This is a genomic window from Virgibacillus sp. NKC19-16, assembly GCF_021560035.1.
In the GTDB taxonomy this organism is placed as follows: Bacteria; Bacillota; Bacilli; order Bacillales; family Amphibacillaceae; genus Virgibacillus_L; species Virgibacillus_L salidurans.
The window spans coordinates 2164502-2182366 of sequence record NZ_CP074373.1 but is presented as its reverse complement, the minus strand read 5'-3'; the positions used below and the strand labels follow the sequence as shown (position 1 = coordinate 2182366).

The 17865-nt window shown below is 38.4% G+C and carries 19 protein-coding genes and 2 tRNA genes; 19 read left to right on the top strand and 2 right to left on the bottom strand.

The annotated features are described in order from the left end of the window. The first annotated feature begins 82 nt into the window (after positions 1-82). From fadR to uvrC, 6 genes are all read left to right on the top strand, one after another. Complete coding sequence (gene fadR / locus KFZ58_RS11295) at positions 83-670, top strand: fatty acid metabolism transcriptional regulator FadR (RefSeq protein WP_235791412.1); 588 nt, start codon at positions 83-85, stop codon at positions 668-670. Between the two features lie 53 nt (positions 671-723). Then, positions 724-1497, top strand: a complete 774-nt coding sequence (locus tag KFZ58_RS11290; RefSeq protein ID WP_235794731.1) for an enoyl-CoA hydratase — start codon at positions 724-726, stop codon at positions 1495-1497. A 25-nt stretch (positions 1498-1522) separates the two neighbouring features. Further along, positions 1523-2296: an electron transfer flavoprotein subunit beta/FixA family protein gene (locus KFZ58_RS11285; protein WP_235791411.1), complete on the top strand. Its 774-nt coding sequence runs from the start codon at positions 1523-1525 to the stop codon at positions 2294-2296. 29 nt (positions 2297-2325) lie between these two features. After that, on the top strand, positions 2326-3309 hold the full coding sequence (locus tag KFZ58_RS11280; RefSeq protein ID WP_235791410.1) for an electron transfer flavoprotein subunit alpha/FixB family protein: 984 nt from the start codon (positions 2326-2328) through the stop codon (positions 3307-3309). Positions 3310-3433: 124 nt separating this feature from the next. Next, complete coding sequence (gene trxA, locus KFZ58_RS11275) at positions 3434-3748, top strand: thioredoxin (RefSeq protein ID WP_235791409.1); 315 nt, start codon at positions 3434-3436, stop codon at positions 3746-3748. 125 nt (positions 3749-3873) lie between these two features. Next, positions 3874-5652, top strand: coding sequence for an excinuclease ABC subunit UvrC (gene uvrC, locus KFZ58_RS11270; RefSeq protein ID WP_235791408.1), 1779 nt, complete (start codon positions 3874-3876; stop codon positions 5650-5652). 35 nt (positions 5653-5687) lie between these two features. Here uvrC and KFZ58_RS11265 read toward each other — a convergent pair whose 3' ends face one another. Next, the gene (locus tag KFZ58_RS11265) at positions 5688-6125 is read right to left on the bottom strand and encodes a YslB family protein (protein WP_235791407.1); all 438 of its coding nucleotides are present in this window, start codon (positions 6123-6125) and stop codon (positions 5688-5690) included. 327 nt (positions 6126-6452) lie between these two features. Between KFZ58_RS11265 and KFZ58_RS11260 the strand changes: the two genes are divergently transcribed. Genes KFZ58_RS11260 through sdhB form a run of 3 tightly spaced genes read left to right on the top strand, consistent with a single transcriptional unit; the run spans position 6453 to position 9629 of the window. Continuing rightward, positions 6453-7073: a succinate dehydrogenase cytochrome b558 subunit gene (locus KFZ58_RS11260; RefSeq protein WP_235791406.1), complete on the top strand. Its 621-nt coding sequence runs from the start codon at positions 6453-6455 to the stop codon at positions 7071-7073. 24 nt (positions 7074-7097) lie between these two features. Beyond that, positions 7098-8849 carry a succinate dehydrogenase flavoprotein subunit gene (gene sdhA, locus KFZ58_RS11255; protein WP_235791405.1) on the top strand — a complete coding sequence of 584 codons (1752 nt, stop codon included), beginning with the start codon at positions 7098-7100 and terminating at the stop codon, positions 8847-8849. 15 nt (positions 8850-8864) lie between these two features. Continuing rightward, the gene (gene sdhB / locus KFZ58_RS11250) at positions 8865-9629 is read left to right on the top strand and encodes a succinate dehydrogenase iron-sulfur subunit (protein WP_235791404.1); all 765 of its coding nucleotides are present in this window, start codon (positions 8865-8867) and stop codon (positions 9627-9629) included. A 57-nt stretch (positions 9630-9686) separates the two neighbouring features. On the opposite strand, the gene KFZ58_RS11245 is transcribed toward sdhB, so the two are convergent. Further along, positions 9687-9911, bottom strand: a complete 225-nt coding sequence (locus KFZ58_RS11245; protein ID WP_222641660.1) for a helix-turn-helix domain-containing protein — start codon at positions 9909-9911, stop codon at positions 9687-9689. 236 nt (positions 9912-10147) lie between these two features. On the opposite strand from KFZ58_RS11245, the gene KFZ58_RS11240 reads away from it, so the two are divergent. The 10 genes from KFZ58_RS11240 (at position 10148) to tig (ending at position 17490) form a co-directional block, all read left to right on the top strand. Next, the gene (locus KFZ58_RS11240) at positions 10148-10600 is read left to right on the top strand and encodes a MarR family winged helix-turn-helix transcriptional regulator (protein WP_235791403.1); all 453 of its coding nucleotides are present in this window, start codon (positions 10148-10150) and stop codon (positions 10598-10600) included. A 20-nt stretch (positions 10601-10620) separates the two neighbouring features. Continuing rightward, a complete protein-coding gene (gene racE, locus KFZ58_RS11235; RefSeq protein WP_235791402.1) occupies positions 10621-11430 on the top strand; it encodes a glutamate racemase in 810 nt (269 codons plus the stop codon). Between the two features lie 147 nt (positions 11431-11577). Continuing rightward, positions 11578-12672 (top strand): GerMN domain-containing protein, encoded by a 1095-nt coding sequence (locus KFZ58_RS11230; RefSeq protein ID WP_235791401.1) that lies wholly within the window; start codon positions 11578-11580, stop codon positions 12670-12672. A 105-nt stretch (positions 12673-12777) separates the two neighbouring features. Beyond that, entirely contained in the window at positions 12778-13527 is a 750-nt protein-coding gene (gene rph / locus KFZ58_RS11225; protein ID WP_235791400.1) for a ribonuclease PH, read from the top strand. A gap of 10 nt (positions 13528-13537) precedes the next feature. Then, positions 13538-14149, top strand: coding sequence for an XTP/dITP diphosphatase (locus KFZ58_RS11220; RefSeq protein ID WP_235791399.1), 612 nt, complete (start codon positions 13538-13540; stop codon positions 14147-14149). Continuing rightward, positions 14146-14655 (top strand): metallophosphoesterase family protein, encoded by a 510-nt coding sequence (locus KFZ58_RS11215; RefSeq protein WP_235791398.1) that lies wholly within the window; start codon positions 14146-14148, stop codon positions 14653-14655. Before KFZ58_RS11220 ends, KFZ58_RS11215 begins: the two co-directional genes overlap by 4 nt. Before the next feature lie 142 nt (positions 14656-14797). After that, positions 14798-14868: transfer RNA gene (locus KFZ58_RS11210), tRNA-Gly, on the top strand. 18 nt (positions 14869-14886) lie between these two features. Further along, positions 14887-14960 (top strand) — tRNA-Arg (locus KFZ58_RS11205). 118 nt (positions 14961-15078) lie between these two features. Next, on the top strand, positions 15079-16065 hold the full coding sequence (locus KFZ58_RS11200) for a tetratricopeptide repeat protein (RefSeq protein ID WP_235791397.1): 987 nt from the start codon (positions 15079-15081) through the stop codon (positions 16063-16065). A gap of 135 nt (positions 16066-16200) precedes the next feature. Beyond that, positions 16201-17490, top strand: coding sequence for a trigger factor (gene tig, locus KFZ58_RS11195; RefSeq protein WP_235791396.1), 1290 nt, complete (start codon positions 16201-16203; stop codon positions 17488-17490). Positions 17491-17865: the final 375 nt, after the last annotated feature.

Sequence of the window (17865 nt, the reverse complement as noted above, 5' to 3'; positions counted from 1 at the left end):
CTTGACATAATGAAATTGGCTCGTTACAATAAAATTATGAATGATTATTCATTCACTTTGTAATAGGTTCAAGGAGAATATTATGAAAAAAACGAAGCCAAAGTATAACCAAATTATTGAAGCAGCAGTAGAGGTGATTGCAGAAAATGGATATCACGGGTCACAGGTTTCCAAGATTGCTAAAAAAGCAGGTGTAGCTGATGGCACAATCTACCTTTATTTTAAAAATAAGGAAGACATCCTGATTTCTGTTTTTGAAGAAAAAATGGGGCAATTCATTGAGCGAATTATTGAAAGTATTCATGACAAGCAAAGTGCAAGTAGTAAATTACTAACATTAATTGAAATGCATTTCAGGCAGCTTTCTGAGAATTATCATTTAGCAATTGTTACTCAGTTGGAATTAAGGCAGTCAAATGCAGCCTTACGTTTGCAAATTAATAAAGTTTTAAAGCCATATTTAGCCGTCATGGACGATATTGTTAAAGAAGGTATGAGTGAGCATATATTCAGGGATAACTTGAACGTTCGTCTTGTACGCCAGATGATGTTTGGAACGTTAGATGAAATTGTTACAAACTGGGTAATGAAAGAGGGAAGGTATGATTTAGTTAGTCAGGCGCCTGTTGTTCATGATTTACTAACGAATGGTCTTACAGCAAAAAGTTAAGTTAGTTTTCAAAATTTGAATTTTAATTTATACTTATGCAAAGGAGGTTTATTATTTTGGCTATAGCATATGAATCTAAAAACAATGTTGCTTATTTAACGATCCAAACCCCCCCGGCAAATGCATTATCTAGTACACTATTAAACGAACTTGCTGAACAACTTGATGGTATTGAGCAGGATACTACTATTAAAGCGGTTGTTGTACAGGGCGAAGGAAAATTCTTCTCTGCTGGTGCAGATATTAAGGAATTTACATCATTGCAAAATACGTCAGATTTGGAATCGCTATCAAGTAGGGGACAACAGCTATTTGATCGGATTGAAAACTTTTCCATTCCAGTTATTGCGTCGATTCATGGCGCTGCTTTAGGCGGGGGACTAGAGCTTGCAATGGCGTGTCATATCAGAATTGTTACCGAAAACGCCAAACTGGGTCTGCCGGAGGTTACGCTGGGGATTATTCCAGGATTTGCGGGAACACAGCGATTACCTCAATATGTTGGGGCGGCGAAAGGTTATGAAATGATTCTAACCGGAGAGCCGATTCTTGGCACCGAGGCGCAAGCTTTTGGTCTCGCTAACCAAGTAGTAACAGAAGAAGAGCTTGGATCTGAAACTAGTAAACTGGCAGAGAAAATTGCTGCTAAAAGTAAGCTTACAATAAATAGTGTTATGCGCCTCATTCCATATGCAAAAACAGAACGATTCTCAGAAGGAGTGCAAGCAGAAGCCAAGGATTTTGGGAAGATATTCGGTTCTGAGGATGCAAAAGAAGGTATACAGGCTTTTATTGATAAGCGTAAACCCAGCTTCCGGGATAAATAACATATTTCTAAGGAGGATACGTCCCATGAATATTTATGTATTATTAAAGAAAACGTTTGATACAGAAGAGAAAATCAATGTATCAGATGGTCAAATTGAAGATGATGGCGCAGAATTCATCATAAATCCATATGATGAATATGCAGTTGAAGAAGCAATTACGCAACGAGACGTGCATGGTGGAGAAGTTACCGTGGTAACAGTTGGAGACGAGGAATCGGAGAAACAATTACGTACAGCCTTGGCTATGGGCGCAGATAAAGCAGTTCTAATCAATACAGAAGATGATCTCGAAGAAGGAGATCAATATACAACCGCGAAAATCTTAGAAGCTTTCTTTGAAGAGAAAGAAGCGGATTTAATTCTTGCAGGTAATGTCGCTATCGATGAAGCGAGTGGTCAAGTTGGTCCAAGATTAGCGGAGAGCTTAGGGTTCTCATATGTCACTACGATCACAAGCTTGAAAATCGATGGAGGGACAGCTCATATTGAAAAAGATGTTGAAGGTGATGTAGAAATTTTAGAAACCAGTCTTCCTGTACTTGTCACTTGTCAACAAGGCTTAAATGAACCTAGGTATCCTTCATTGCCTGGTATCATGAAGGCTAAAAAGAAACCGTTGGAAGAACTCGAAATTGATGACCTTGATTTAGATGAAGATGATGTAGAAGCAAAAACGAAAACAGTTGAAGTATTTCTACCACCAGAGAAAGAGGCAGGCAGAATGCTGGAAGGTGATGTAGAGGATCAAGTCAAAGAATTAGTATCCCTGCTGAAAAATGAAGATAAGGTACTGTAAACATTCCAAACAGAAAGGAGAAATGTTACGTGAGCGATAAATTACTAGTTATTGGTGAAAATAAAGAGGCTTCATTGCGTAATGTAACGTTTGAAGCAATTGCAGCTGCAAAAAAAATAGCTGCTGATGGAGAAATTGTTGGAGTCATACTTGGTGATGAAGATTTAAATAATCAAGCGCAAGAAATGATTTATTATGGTGCAGATCGTGTGGTTACAGTTAAACATGACAACTTGAAAACATATACATCGGAAGGTTACGGACAAGCATTAATGACTGTTATTAATGAGGAGTCTCCGGATGGAATTGTGATGGGTCATACATCTATAGGTAAGGATTTAACACCGAAGCTTGCGAGTAAATTAGAATCCGGGTTGATATCAGATGCAGTGGAAATCAAAGCGGATGGGGATAAGGCAGCGTTCATCAGACCTATTTATTCCGGTAAAGCGTTTGAAGAAAAAATAATTACAGATGGCTTAACTTTTGTAACAATAAGACCTAATAATATTTCTGCTCTTGAACGTGATGGAGGTCGTACAGGAGATATAGCTGAAAAGGATGTTGATGTTACAGACATCCGGACTGTTATTAAGGATGTAATCCGTAAAGCTTCTGAGGGGGTAGATTTATCTGAAGCAAATGTGATTGTTGCGGGTGGACGTGGAGTGAAAAGTGAAGAAGGCTTTAAGCCACTATATGAATTAGCTGATGTATTAGGAGGAGCAGTTGGAGCCTCACGTGGTGCGTGTGATGCGGAATATTGTGATTACTCACTGCAAATTGGTCAAACAGGTAAAGTTGTAACACCTGATCTTTACATTGCCGTTGGAATCTCCGGAGCCATTCAACACCTGGCTGGAATGTCCAATTCGAAAGTCATTGTAGCCATTAATAAAGATGCCGAATCAAACATCTTTAATGTAGCTGACTATGGCATTGTAGGTGATCTGTTTGAAATTATTCCTACGTTAACAGAAGAAATTAAAAGCCTGAAGCAGTCAGTAAGCTAGAGGTGGAGGCCTGATCATTATATGGTCAGGTCTTTTAATTTGCGTATAAGCATTGTATTAGCATGGATAGAATATCGATGATATACTCATTATAAGATTTAAGATGAATAAGGAGGAATAATGAATGGCTATAGTACATGTGTCAGATCAAGATTTCACGAAGGAAACTTCTGAGGGGTTAGTGCTAGCTGACTTTTGGGCACCATGGTGTGGACCTTGCAAAATGATTGCACCAGTATTGGAAGAAATCGATGGCGAAATGGAAGAAAAAGTTCAGATCGTTAAACTGGATGTAGATGAAAATCAGGAAACAGCTGGTAAATACGGTGTGATGAGTATTCCAACATTATTATTATTCAAAGATGGTGAAGTTGTAGATCAGGTCATCGGCTTCCAACCGAAAGAAGCACTTGTTGATTTAATTAACAAACATGCATAAAATATAATTAGATAGTAAAATACGACTGAATCCCTTGTTGCGCCATGTAGCAAGGGATTATCTTTAGTTAATCAGAATTAAAGCCGTTCTCTTTTACTAGTTGAACCTGAAGGAATGGAGATACAATGAACCAAATTATAAAAGAAAAATTAGCCGTACTCCCCACGCAGCCGGGCTGTTACTTAATGAAAGATAAACATCAAACAATCATATATGTGGGAAAGTCTAAGCTGCTAAAGAATCGTGTGCGTTCTTATTTTACGGGTGCACATGATCGTAAGACGCAACGTTTAGTACAGGAAATAGAGGACTTTGAATATATTGTGACAACATCGGAAATTGAAGCACTGATTTTAGAGATGAATTTAATAAAAAAATATGATCCAAAGTATAATGTGATGTTAAAGGATGATAAAACATATCCATATTTAAAAATAACTTCTGAGCGGCATCCTAGATTATTAATTACCCGAAATGTTAAGAGGGACAAGGGGAAATACTTTGGTCCATATCCAAATGTGATCGCCGCAAGAGAAACGAAAAGACTACTCGATCGATTATATCCATTAAAGAAATGTAATAATCAACCGGGCCGCCACTGTCTTTATTATCACATGGGTCAGTGTTTAGCATGCAGTGAAAATCCACCTTCCGTGGGGGAGTATAAAGCTATTTCCCAGCAGATCACCTCATTTTTAAATGGTGGTTATAAAGAAATTAAGAAAAAATTAAACACGAAAATGCATGAAGCCAGTGAACAGCTCAATTTCGAAAGAGCAAAGGAATTACGAGATCAAGTGCAGCATATTGAAGTAGTCATGGAACAGCAGAAGATGACGTTAAATGACCGTTCAGACAGGGATATTTTCGGCTATAGCTATGATAAAGGATGGATGTGTATCCAAACATTTTTTATCAGACAAGGAAATCTGATCGAGCGAGATGTAGCCATTTTCCCGTTTTTTGATGAACCGGAAGAATCTTTTATTAGTTATATTGGCAGGTTCTATCTCCATCAGCATCATCCAAAGCCAAAGCAAATTTTACTCCCGATCGGAGCAGATAATGAGCTGGTAAAAGAACTGCTCGAGGTTGATGTTCATACGCCATTCCGTGGACGCAAAAAAGAATTGGTTGAGCTGGCAATGAAAAATGCAAAAATCGCTTTGGAAGAAAAATTCTCCTTAATAGAGCGGGATGAGGCGAAAACGGTTTTAGCAGTGGAACAGCTTGGTGATGTGCTTCATATTGAGACACCAAACCGCATTGAGGCTTTCGATAACTCAAATATCCAGGGGGTTGACCCTGTTTCGGCTATGGTTGTTTTTATTGACGGCAGGCCGAATAAAAAGGAGTATCGTAAATTTAAAATAAAAGACGTACAAGGTCCTGATGATTATGAGACAATGCGGGAGGTCATCCGAAGAAGGTATAAAAGGGTGTTAAAGGAAAATTTACCACTACCTGATCTTATCATGGTCGATGGCGGTAAAGGACAAATGAGCGCTGCTTTAGATGTATTGGAAAATGAATTAGGTTTGGATATACCTTTATGCGGATTGGCAAAAGATGATAAACATCGAACCAGTGAATTATTATATGGTGTTCCGCCAACAGTGATTCCCTTATCAAGAAAATCTCAGGAATTTTATCTAGTTCAGCGAATACAGGATGAGGTTCATAGATTCGCAATTTCTTTTCACCGTCAGTTACGTGGTAAGAATTTATTTCAGTCTGAATTAGACAAAATTCCAGGCGTTGGCCAGAAACGAAGAAGATTATTACTATCGCATTTTAAATCCATCAATGAAATAAAAAATGCCTCGTTAACAGAGTTAACCAGGCTGGGGATTCCCGCAGACACAGCGGAAGCTATTCGGGTGCATTTGAATGAAGAAAAATAGCTGCAGTTCTACACGAGAGAGCTGCAGCTATTTTTTCATCCATTATAAACTACTGTAAATTCAATTTGATGAATTTTGTGATTGACTGCTTCCACACATTCACATTCCCTTTCATTGATCATTTGAATGGATTCTGCCAGGAACCCCGATTCCAAACGGAATTCTGTATCGAACGAGGCATTTAGTCGTTGTACTACTGCATCTGCCATGAGATGGAAAACGAGCTCTTTTCTTTTTTCTTTAATCAGTTCCAAATTTCCCCAGCCTAGTTTATCGAAAATATAATAGATGTCTTCGAGTGCTTTTATATCAAGCTTTCTAGCAAGGTTTCTTCCCATGAAATATAAGAGTGTATTGGACTCTCTGCCTAATACTTCAGGTAAGCTTATGTACCTGAGTACATCGTAGCCAGCCCCGGCTGTATGTAATTCATCAAGTTGAGACACGGAAAATGTTTCCTGTTTTTGTGCCATGAACGCCACCCCTTCTTTATGTAAACAATTAAAATTTATTACGTTATATTAGTAGTCTACTAATATTATTATCTATATAATTAGGCGATTACGCAAGTGTTCTAGCTATTTTTTTATTCTCATGAATATAGTAAATCTCTAATTATCAAAATTTAATGCCTGCTTTTCTTGACGCTAATTGGAGTTAGAAGTACAATATATATGTCACAATTCGTACAATATCCGACAGTAAAAGAGATGAAATTGGTTTACTTTTATCTTAATTGTGTTTGATATATGTACAAAAGAAATGGATATTCTAACTTAATAAGCTAAGGGGGGTAACACATGGCGGGACAACGTGAGTTTTATTACAGAAGGTTACACTCGCTATTGGGCGTGGTTCCAATTGGGATATTTCTGGTTCAACATTTAATTGTGAATCACTTTGCTGTGTATGGGGAAGAAAGCTTCAACCAAGCAGCAGGTTTTATGGCAGGGCTTCCATTTGTACTGTTGCTAGAAATATTTGTAATCTATCTGCCGATTCTGTTCCATGCAATATTAGGGGTTTATATTGTATTTGTAACACGAAATAATACGAGAAGGTATGGCTATATCCGTAACTGGTTATTCTACCTGCAACGTTTTACGGGAATTGTTACATTAGTATTTATTGTATGGCATGTTTGGGAAACACGTATACAAATCGGTATGGGTAATGTGGAATTGAACTATAGTCTTATGGAAAATATTTTAACCAATCCGTTTATGTTTTGGTTTTATGTTATTGGGGTTCTCTCAACAACATTCCATTTTGCAAACGGATTATGGAGCTTTTTAGTAACATGGGGTATTACGCAATCGCCAAAATCACAGCAAATAGCTACATACGCAACATTAATTCTATTTCTTGGAATCAGCTATCTTGGGATTAGAACGCTAATCACATTTGCATACGGCGTATAATAAAAAAAGGAGTGAGTAAATACCATGAGTAATCGTAAAATCGCTGTCGTTGGTGGCGGACTTGCCGGTTTAATGGCAACAATTAAAGCAGCCGAGGCAGGCGTAAATGTAGACCTCTTTTCTATTGTACCTGTAAAACGTTCTCACTCTGTATGTGCGCAAGGCGGAATAAATGGTGCAGTTGATACAAAAGGGGAAGGTGATTCACCTGAAATTCACTTAGATGATACTATTTATGGTGGGGACTTTCTCGCAAACCAGCCACCGGTCAAAGCGATGGCTGACGCAGCACCGAGTATTATAAATATGCTTGATCGAATGGGAGTTATGTTTAATCGTACACCGGAAGGATTGCTAGATTTTCGTCGTTTCGGTGGGACACAACATCATCGTACAGCCTATGCCGGTGCAACTACAGGACAGCAACTTTTATACGCATTGGATGAACAGGTCCGCCGTTATGAGGTAGAGGGCTTGGTAACAAAATATGAAGGCTGGGAATTCCTCGAGGCGGTCATAGATGAAGAAGGTGTGGGAAAAGGGATTGTAGCTCAGGATATTACATCGCATGAAATAAAATCCTTCCCTTCAGATGCTACTATTTTTGCAACAGGTGGTCCCGGAATCATTTTTGGAAAGTCAACAAACTCGATGATCAACACAGGCGCTGCTGCTAGTACTTTGTATCAGCAAGGCGCAGCATATGCAAATGGTGAGTTTATTCAAATTCATCCGACAGCAATACCTGGTGATGATAAATTACGACTCATGAGTGAATCAGCTCGTGGTGAAGGTGGACGTATCTGGACATATAAAGACGGGGAACCTTGGTATTTCCTGGAAGAAAAATATCCAGCATATGGCAACCTTGTACCGCGTGATATTGCAACAAGAGAAATATTTGATGTTTGTGTGAATCAGAAACTCGGAATTAATGGCGAAAATATGGTTTATCTTGATTTATCACATAAAGATCCAAAAGAATTGGATATTAAGCTTGGTGGAATCATCGAAATTTATGAAAAATTTGTTGGAGAAGATCCACGCAAAGTACCAATGAAAATTTTCCCGGCTGTTCATTACTCGATGGGCGGGTTATGGGTAGACTATGACCAAATGACAAGTATCCCGGGAATATTTGCAGCCGGAGAATGTGACTATTCACAACATGGAGGAAATCGTTTAGGTGCTAACTCCTTACTATCTGCTATTCATGGTGGTAATGTTGCAGGCCCTAGTGCGATTAAATATATTGACGGATTAGAGACACATGTTGAAGATCTCCCGCCTGAACTCTTTGAAGCAAAAGAGAAAGAAGAACAAGATAAGTTCGAAGCGCTTTTGAAAATGGAAGGCAAAGAAAACGCCTACCGTCTTCACAAAGAGCTTGGGGAATGGATGACTGACAATGTCACAGTAGTACGTGACAATGAAAAACTCCTGCAAACAGATGAAAAAATTGTTGAGCTCTTAGAGCGCTGGGAGAACATTGGTATAAATGATACAGCACGTTGGAGCAACCAGGGTGTCATGTTTATGCGTCAATTAAAAAACATGCTTCATTTAGCTCGAGTAATTACCATGGGTGCTTATAACCGTAATGAAAGTCGTGGAGCACATTACAAACCTGAATTCCCTGAACGAAATGATGAGGAATGGTTGAAAACGACAATTGCGAATTTTGACCATGAGACTGAGTCGCCTGTAATAAGCTACGAGGAAGTTGATACATCATTGATTAAACCTCGTAAGCGTGATTATTCTAAACAAAAGTGAAGGGAGTAATTAAAAATGGCTGAAGAACAAACAGTAACATTTATCATAACAAGACAAGATGACCCGGAATCAGCCCCATATGAGGAAACGTTTAATGTCCCTTATCGTAAAAATATGAATGTTATTTCCGGATTAATGGCAATTCGAGAAAATCCGGTAAACGCAAATGGGGAAGACACGGCACCGGTTTATTGGGATATGAATTGCCTCGAAGAAGTCTGCGGTGCTTGTTCCATGGTCATTAATGGTACTGCCGCGCAATCCTGTGCAGCTTTAGTTGATGATTTAGAACAGCCGATTCGTCTAGCACCGATGGACACGTTTCCGGTTGTCCGTGATTTGATTGTGGATCGTGAGGGCATGTTCGACGCTCTGAAACAAATCAAAGCATGGATTCCAATTGATGGTACGTATGATCTTGGGCCAGGACCCCGTATGCCGGAGAAAAAACGTCAATGGGCATATGAGCTGTCAAAATGTATGACATGCGGTGTTTGCCTGGAAGCTTGTCCAAATGTGAATGATAAGTCAAACTTTATTGGACCAGCTGCTCTGTCACAGGTTCGTTTATTTAACTCTCATCCAACAGGTGAAATGAATGCTAGTGAGAGATTAGAAGGTTTAATGGAAGATGGAGGAATTGATGGTTGCGGAAATGCCCAAAACTGTGTACAGGTTTGTCCTAAAGGTATTCCATTAACAACTTCCATTGCTGCAATGAATCGTTCAACGAATATTCAAGCATTCAAGAGTTTCTTTGGCAGTGATAATGCACACTAATTCTTTTAAGATGAAGAATACAAAAACCGACTTCCAATTAAGGGAAGTCGGTTTTTTCTAAAGCTTTAGTTCCCCCATGCGAAGGAGCTCAACTACTGCCTGAGAACGCCCCTTGACTCCTAACTTCTGCATAGCATTTGAAATGTGGTTACGGACAGTTTTTTCAGATATAAACAGATCCTGGGCAATTTCCTTTGTTGTTTTATCCTGAACTAAGAGTTCGAATACTTCTTTCTCACGCTTCGTTAATAATTGCTTCGGTTTATACGAATTGTCCTTCAAATGTTAACCCCTCCTTGCTGTCATAGAGCTGCAACTGAAGGGAAATTATTTAGTCTCTATAGCTTATGAAAACATGTAAAAATAGTGCGTGAATTTTAGTGGTGAAGTTGTTTTACTTTTTACAGTCGTATTTTATATAATATAGGGGTTTTTTTGATATAATTATAAAATAACGATATGTAGGTAATATTCGACCTGCTAAGGCTTAGCCTGAGGAAAGTTATAGGGGGGATCTTTTGGATAACGATATATCAACAGAAGCAATTGTAGATGTAGAAAAAAGACTTAGATATATTGCTGGTATTATAAAACAAAATGGACGTAAAATATTAAACAATTATCCTATTACCTCACCACAATTTGTCGCCATACAATGGTTGATGGATGAAGGCGATTTAACAATTGGCGAGTTATCAAAACGAATAAGTCTGGCTTTTAGTACAACAACAGACTTAGTGGATCGAATGGAGAAAAACAGCCTTGTTGAACGAGTTCGCGATTCTAATGACAGGCGTGTCGTTCGCATTCATGTATTAGATAAGGGGAAGACCATCGTTCACGAAGTAATTGCTAAACGTCAGGAATACTTAGGTGAGGTATTAGATAAGTTCTCTGACGGGCAAACACAGACGTTAAGCGAGCTATTAGCGTTTCTATATGATGAAATGAAAAGTGTAAATGAAAAATAATAGATAGAAGAGGGATATGTTTGGAGAGAGCAATTGGAGTTATCGATTCCGGTGTTGGCGGCTTAACTGTAGCACATGAGCTTATGCGTCAACTGCCCAAAGAGAAACTAATTTACCTTGGAGATACAGCAAGATGCCCTTATGGTCCAAGATCAAAAGCAGAAGTGCAAAAATTCACATGGGAAATGGTAGAATTTTTGCTGGAAAAAGATATTAAAATGCTTGTTGTCGCATGCAATACGGCAACAGCTTTTACGTTAAAAGATCTGCAGGATAATTTAAATATTCCAGTTATAGGTGTGATTCAGCCTGGCGCTCGTGCTGCAATTAAATTCACAAAAAACAACCATGTTGGTGTGATCGGAACGGAAGGTACAATCAGAAGTGAAGCATACACAAATGCGCTGAAACATATTAAATCAGAGATTCATGTAAATGCATTAGCCTGTCCTTTGTTTGTACCAATGATTGAACAAGGTATATTGTATGGAGATCAGGCTGACAAAATTGTGGCAGATACTTTAGAACCAATGAAAGTAAAGAATCATATGGATACATTAATTCTTGGGTGTACCCATTATCCATTGATAAAAAATACGATACAGGCAGTAATCGGCGATAAGGTGACTGTAATTTCATCAAGCGAAGAGACGGCTAGAGAAACAAGTACGATGTTAGAGGTTCATCAGTTATTAAATAAGAGTAATCAGATTCCGGTGCATCAATTCTTCACAACTGGTGATATGGATATTTTTATGAAAATATCAGAAAGCATTTTCCAACATCCAACTTCCCACATGGTAACAATTAAAAAAGCGGCCATTGGCTAAATGCAGAATGCCGGACCTTAGATTTTCCCTGAAAATTCTTAGCTCTCGCCAGCACGCAGTTATTCTCATAAAATTTTGTTTTGGTTGGTCTATTTTTGTGATGGAGCTCGTATATATACTAGTACAACCATCATAGGGGGGAATGACATGCTGAAACGCGGGATTCTTTTGACAGGAACGTTAACCTTCTCCATCATACTAACAGGATGTTTGCAAGGGGAACAATCAATTGAGGAAATGGATCCACCTCAAGATGCAGAAGAAGTGAATAACTTGGAAGATACGCCATCATCGGGTGATGAGACGGCTGAAGACGAAGATACTGCAGCAGAGGAAGAAGATGCAGAAGAAAATGTATCTGAAACGGTGCCAAGAGAGTTGTATTTACTCGATTCAAATGGGATGGTTGCTTCCCAGACCTTGGAATTACCAAACCCTGATTCAAAGGAAGTGGCAACACAAGTACTTGAGTATTTAGTGAAAGGTGGTCCAGTGACCTCGATGTTGCCAAATGGCTTTCAAGCTGTTTTACCTGAAGGAACCGAGGTGTTAAGTTTGAATTTACAGGAGGATGGAACACTGATCGTTGATGTTTCCAGTGATTTTCAAAACTATGAAGCTGAAAATGAAGTAAAAATACTGGAATCCATGACACATACGTTAACTCAATTTGAAAACGTGGAGAAAATGCAATTAAGGATCGAAGGCGAAGCACAAGAAGAGATGCCTGTAAATGGTACACCAATTGGAGAGGGATATTCCAGGGCGAATGGAATAAACATTACTAAAACAGATACACTCGACTTGCTGGACAGCCAAGCTGTAACGATGTATTATCCGGCAGAACATAATGAGAATCGTTATTATGTACCTGTTACACAGTATGTTGAAGGAGAAAGTGAAGAAATGTTTGGATCCATTGTTGAAGAAATGATTCAGGGCCCGGGTTTAAATACGAATGTAACGCATGTTTTTAATCCTGAGACTGTATTAACAGATACCCCTACACTAGAAAACGGGGTGCTTGAATTAGTCTTTAACGAAGGAATACTTGCAGATGCTGATCAGCCGATGATTTCCGATGAAGTAATGGAGACAATCGTTCGAACATTAACAGAACAACAGGCTGTTGAAGCTGTTGACATAAAGGTAGAAAATGTAGAGCAATTGGTTAACGAAAACGGGGAAATGTATGATGAACCTGTTACAAAACAATCATTTTTACCAACGGAAAAGCTTTAATCTAAGGGGCTATACAGCTTAGCCTCTTTTTTGTTTTGTACATATTTTTATGTGGGTTTGGTGAAATTATGTTAAGCTAATGAGTGTAATAAGGAGGATTTACGAATGAGAAACGATGACCGTAAAACAAATGATTTACGACCAATAACCATTACATCAAATTACATTACCCATCCAGAAGGGTCTGTTTTAATTGAGGTAGGAGACACGAAGGTGATTTGTAATGCAAGCATAGAAGATAGGGTCCCTCCATTTATGCGTGGCCAAGGAAAGGGATGGATTACGGCAGAGTACGCGATGCTCCCACGTGCTACCACGCAGCGAAATATTAGAGAGTCATCCAAGGGTAAAGTCAGTGGAAGAACAATGGAAATACAACGATTAATCGGCAGAGCACTACGCTCGATTGTTGATTTAGATAAAATTGGAGAACGAACAGTTTGGGTTGATTGTGATGTTATCCAGGCAGATGGTGGTACAAGAACGGCATCGATTACTGGTGCTTTCGTAGCTGTAGTTCTAGCGTTTGGAAATTTATTGGACAAGGGAACAATCAAAAAAATGCCTGTAACAGACTTTTTAAGTGCAATATCTGTAGGGGTTTTACCTGAGGGATTAGAAATTCTGGATTTAAATTATGAAGAAGATTCCCGTGCTCACGTTGATATGAATATTGTTATGACAGGGTCCGGGGAGTTCGTTGAAATTCAGGGGACTGGTGAAGAAGCGACGTTTTCAGGTAAGCAGTTGCAGACCATGCTCCAGCTTGCAAATGAGGGATTAGATCAAATTACTGAAAAGCAAAAAGAAACAATAGGTGATTTGTCTGAACGTATAGGTGAAACCGTGATATAGGAGAATGAAAATGAAACAAATAATTATAGCAACAAAAAATAGCGGGAAAGCGACAGAGTTTAAAGATTTCTTTGCAGCCTATGGCATAGAAGCTGTTTCTTTGTTGGATTTAACAGAAGACTTACCCGATGTCGAAGAAACTGGTACAACATTTGAAGGAAATGCATTATTAAAAGCAGAAGAAATTGCAGCTAGGTTATCCACGCCTGTTCTGGCAGATGACTCAGGCTTAATGGTTGATGCATTAAATGGAAGGCCAGGTGTCTATTCGGCAAGATATGCAGGTGAGCCAAAAGATGATCAGGCAAATATTCAGAAATTACTGGATGAATTAAATACAGTACCAGTTGCGGAACGTTCAGCAAGATTCATTTGCCTCTTAGCAATTGCTATACCCAGTGAAAAGCCGATCATTCGTAAAGGTTATTGTGAAGGTAGCATAGCTTTTTACAAAAAAGGGGAAAACGGTTTTGGATATGATCCCATTTTTATTCCAGAAAACTACATAAAAACAATGGCGCAGCTTCCAAAAGATGTTAAAAACAGTATAAGTCATCGAAAAAAAGCGATAAATCAACTGGAAGAATGGATAAAAACGATTGCAGGGAGGGCTTTCAAATGACCAAGGTTTTAATACTAAGTGATAGTCATGGATTACGTGATGAAATTATAGAAATCAAAGAGCGTCATCAACTAAAACACATGATTCATTGTGGTGACTCTGAATTAGATATGGATGCACTGGAGTTAGATGGTTTAATAAAGGTTGGGGGAAATACGGACCATGATGCCAGGCTCCCTGAAGAACAAAAGATAACGATTAATGGGCTCACTTTTTTTGTCATACATGGCCATCTTCATAATGTGAAAGCAAATCTTATGACAGCAGGATACCGAGCAGAAGAAGCAGGCGCCCAGGTTATTTGTTTTGGGCACACGCATATAGCTGGTGCAGAACAAATAGGTGAGCAACTTTTTATCAATCCGGGGAGTATACGACTGCCAAGAAACCGTCCGGAAAAGACATATGCAATCATGGAATTCGACAGTACAGATGACATTACAGTTACATTTTATACGGTTGATGGAGAAGTAGTGGATGAGCTAACATATCATGCATCATTATAAAGTCATAAGCTTGTCGCTATTGTTCGACAAGCTATGCTTTTGCCAAAATATTTTTTCGGGTAATCTATTGACAAAAAAATGTTCAGTGCATATAATGAATCTTGTCCGTTAAAATTATCGATGCAAACATCCTTATTACGGTGCGGGTGTAGTTTAGTGGTAAAACCTCAGCCTTCCAAGCTGATGACGAGGGTTCGATTCCCTTCACCCGCTTAATTTTACATAACATACGTCCCAGTAGCTCAGCTGGATAGAGCAACAGCCTTCTAAGCTGTGGGTCGCAGGTTCGAATCCTGCCTGGGACATCAGCAGGAGAAACCTATATAGTTGAATAGGTTTCTCTTTTTTAAGTTTAATTTAGCAGTAAGTTGGGAAAACAAACACATATATAGATTGCTTACAACTTAAATGGGGGGTGAATAAATGCTAAATGAATCCGAACAAGATAATGTTATTTTATTTCCAAAGTGGAAATCATTATTGGAAGAAGAAAGTTTAGAAGCGCTTAAGGAAAAAAGATTTGAGGAAGCATTGTCCAAATTAAATAAATTACTAAGCTATCAGGTTAATAACCACGAAATAATTATTGGTAAGATAATTTGTTTAATGGAATTAGGACGGTACGGGGAAGCTCAAGATATATGTGAAGAGTTATTGCAATATAAAGAAGAAAACTATTATCATTATGTACATATTTATTTAACATTATTATTTCAAACAAGCCAATATGAACTGTTGATGGAACAAGTAGCCTATGAATGTGAAAATGAAGCTATACCACTTGTTATGAAAGAACAATTTCAGCAGCTTTATGATATGAGTGAGAAAATGCAAAACGACCTGTCCATTGAAAAATCCAACGCATATTTAGATGATCTCATATCTGCCTTTTATGAAAACGATCATAGAGAACAATGGCGCCTAGTCGAAAACTTAAGAAAGGCGGAATCCAGCCCAACCAGTACCGTTATAAAATTATTAGTAAACGAAAACGTTCATCCTGTTTCGAAAACAGCCATTTTTCACTGGTTAAAAGATCATGAAGTTTCATATGAGGTGGAAATACATAAATTAGGATTACAGTTACGCGTTAATCCTACTGATGTTACAGAAATAACATCACATCCAACATTTAAACAACTAGTATTGCTGATTAGCGGGCTGGAACAAAAAGATCCATCTTTATTTCACTTATTAGGCCAACTTCTTTATCGATATACATATGTGCGTTATCCTATCATGCCGCCAATTGATGATGTTAAGCTAATAGCAGAAGCCTTGAAAATCACAGGGGAAGCGTATTTAAATATACATACAAATACCGGTGAGGAACGAAACAATGATGTAGATCGATATATGGAGGAAATTAAATTATGTGAATCCCTATATCTGAGTATAATTGAAGAATAAAAAGGTATATAGCTATAAATTCTTGAAAGGCCTAGCAATTATGTTATAATGAGATGGTTGAAAATGTGATCATTATATGTCCAATAATGAACGTTAAAAAATGAATGGAATCAATAGATTTTGGAGGGAATTTTTATGGTAGCAAAATGGGAACAGCAAGAAGGAAATACAGGTTTATTAACATTTGGAATTACTGCAGATGAATTTGAAACTGCATTGGATCAGGCGTTTAAAAAAGTTAGGAAAGATATTGAACTCCCTGGATTTCGTAAAGGGAAAATACCGCGTAAACTTTTTGAAAGCCGCTTTGGTGTGGAATCCTTATATCAGGATGCAGTAGATCTTATTCTTCAAGATGCTTACCGGAAGGCAATTGACGAAACTGGAATCCAGCCAATTGAACAGCCGGAAGTGGATATTGAAACAATTGAAAGAGGCAAAGATGTCGTTTTTACAGCTAATGTAAATGTAAAACCGGAAGCTACTCTTGGCGAATATAAAGGATTGGAAGTGGAAGAACAGTCCTTAGAAGTAACGGATGAAGAAGTCGATGAAGCAATTGAGAGACTTCAGCAAGAGCATGTTGAGCTAGTTGTAAAAGAAGAAGGTTCCATTGAAGAAGGCGATACGGTTGTCATGGATTTTGAAGGTTTCACCGACGGCGTAGCATTTGACGGGGGTAAAGCCGAAAATCATTCCTTGGAAATTGGCTCAGGTCAATTCATTCCTGGATTTGAAGAGCAACTAATCGGTAAAGATCTTGATGCAGAAACTAGTATCAATTTGACATTCCCAGAAGACTATCATGCAGAGGAATTAGCAGGTAAAGAAGCTACATTTCAAGTTAAGGTTCATGAAGTTAAATATAAGGAATTTCCGGAACTGGATGATGAATTCGCGAAAGATGTTGACGAAGAAGCAGAATCTCTTGATGAATTAAAGCAAAAGAAAAGAGAAGAGCTTGAGTCACAAAAAGAACAGGAAGCTGAAAGACAAAAACGTGATACATTGCTGGAAAAAGCATCAGACAATACGCAAGTAGAAATACCTGATGCTATGGTGGATACAGAGTTGGATCAAATGATTAGAGAATTTGAACAACAGTTGCAGCAACAGGGTATGACGATGGAAATGTATACACAATTCTCCGGACAAGATGAAAGTGCCATGAAAGAGCAAATGAGAGAAGATGCTAAAAAACGGGTTAAAACAAATCTTACGTTAGAAGCAATTGTTAATGCAGAAGGTCTGGAAGCAACTGATGAAGATGTGGATGCAGAACTAGATAACATGGCTGGTATGTATGGCATCGAGAAAGAACAATTAAAACAAATACTTGGTGGGAATGCCGATGCGATTAAAGAAGATCTGAAATTCAAAAAGGCACTTGACTTCCTAGTAGAACAAAGTAAAACTGTAGAATAGATAAAAATACGTTTATTTACAGGTGAATACGGTAAATACTAACAAGATGCGAGACATTTGCATCTTGTTTCCGTTTAATTAGAAGCGGTTAAAAATTACACGAAGGCTGTTTTCTAAAAGATTGGGACTGAACCAATGGTTCGTCCCACCGAAAACATTTGTTGCTATGAAACAAAAGATATAAAAGACGACGTAATTACTGTTTACTATACGTATTTGCTATAATTGCCGTTCGGGTCAGCGAAGGGCGGACGCACATCCTTAGGGTACGGCCTCTTCCTTAGAATAGTCCTGTGGGGCCTTCAGACACGTTATTCTGAGCAGGAATCAACGGTTCTCCACTCACCCGACTGGTGAGGTGGTTCAATGTTTTGG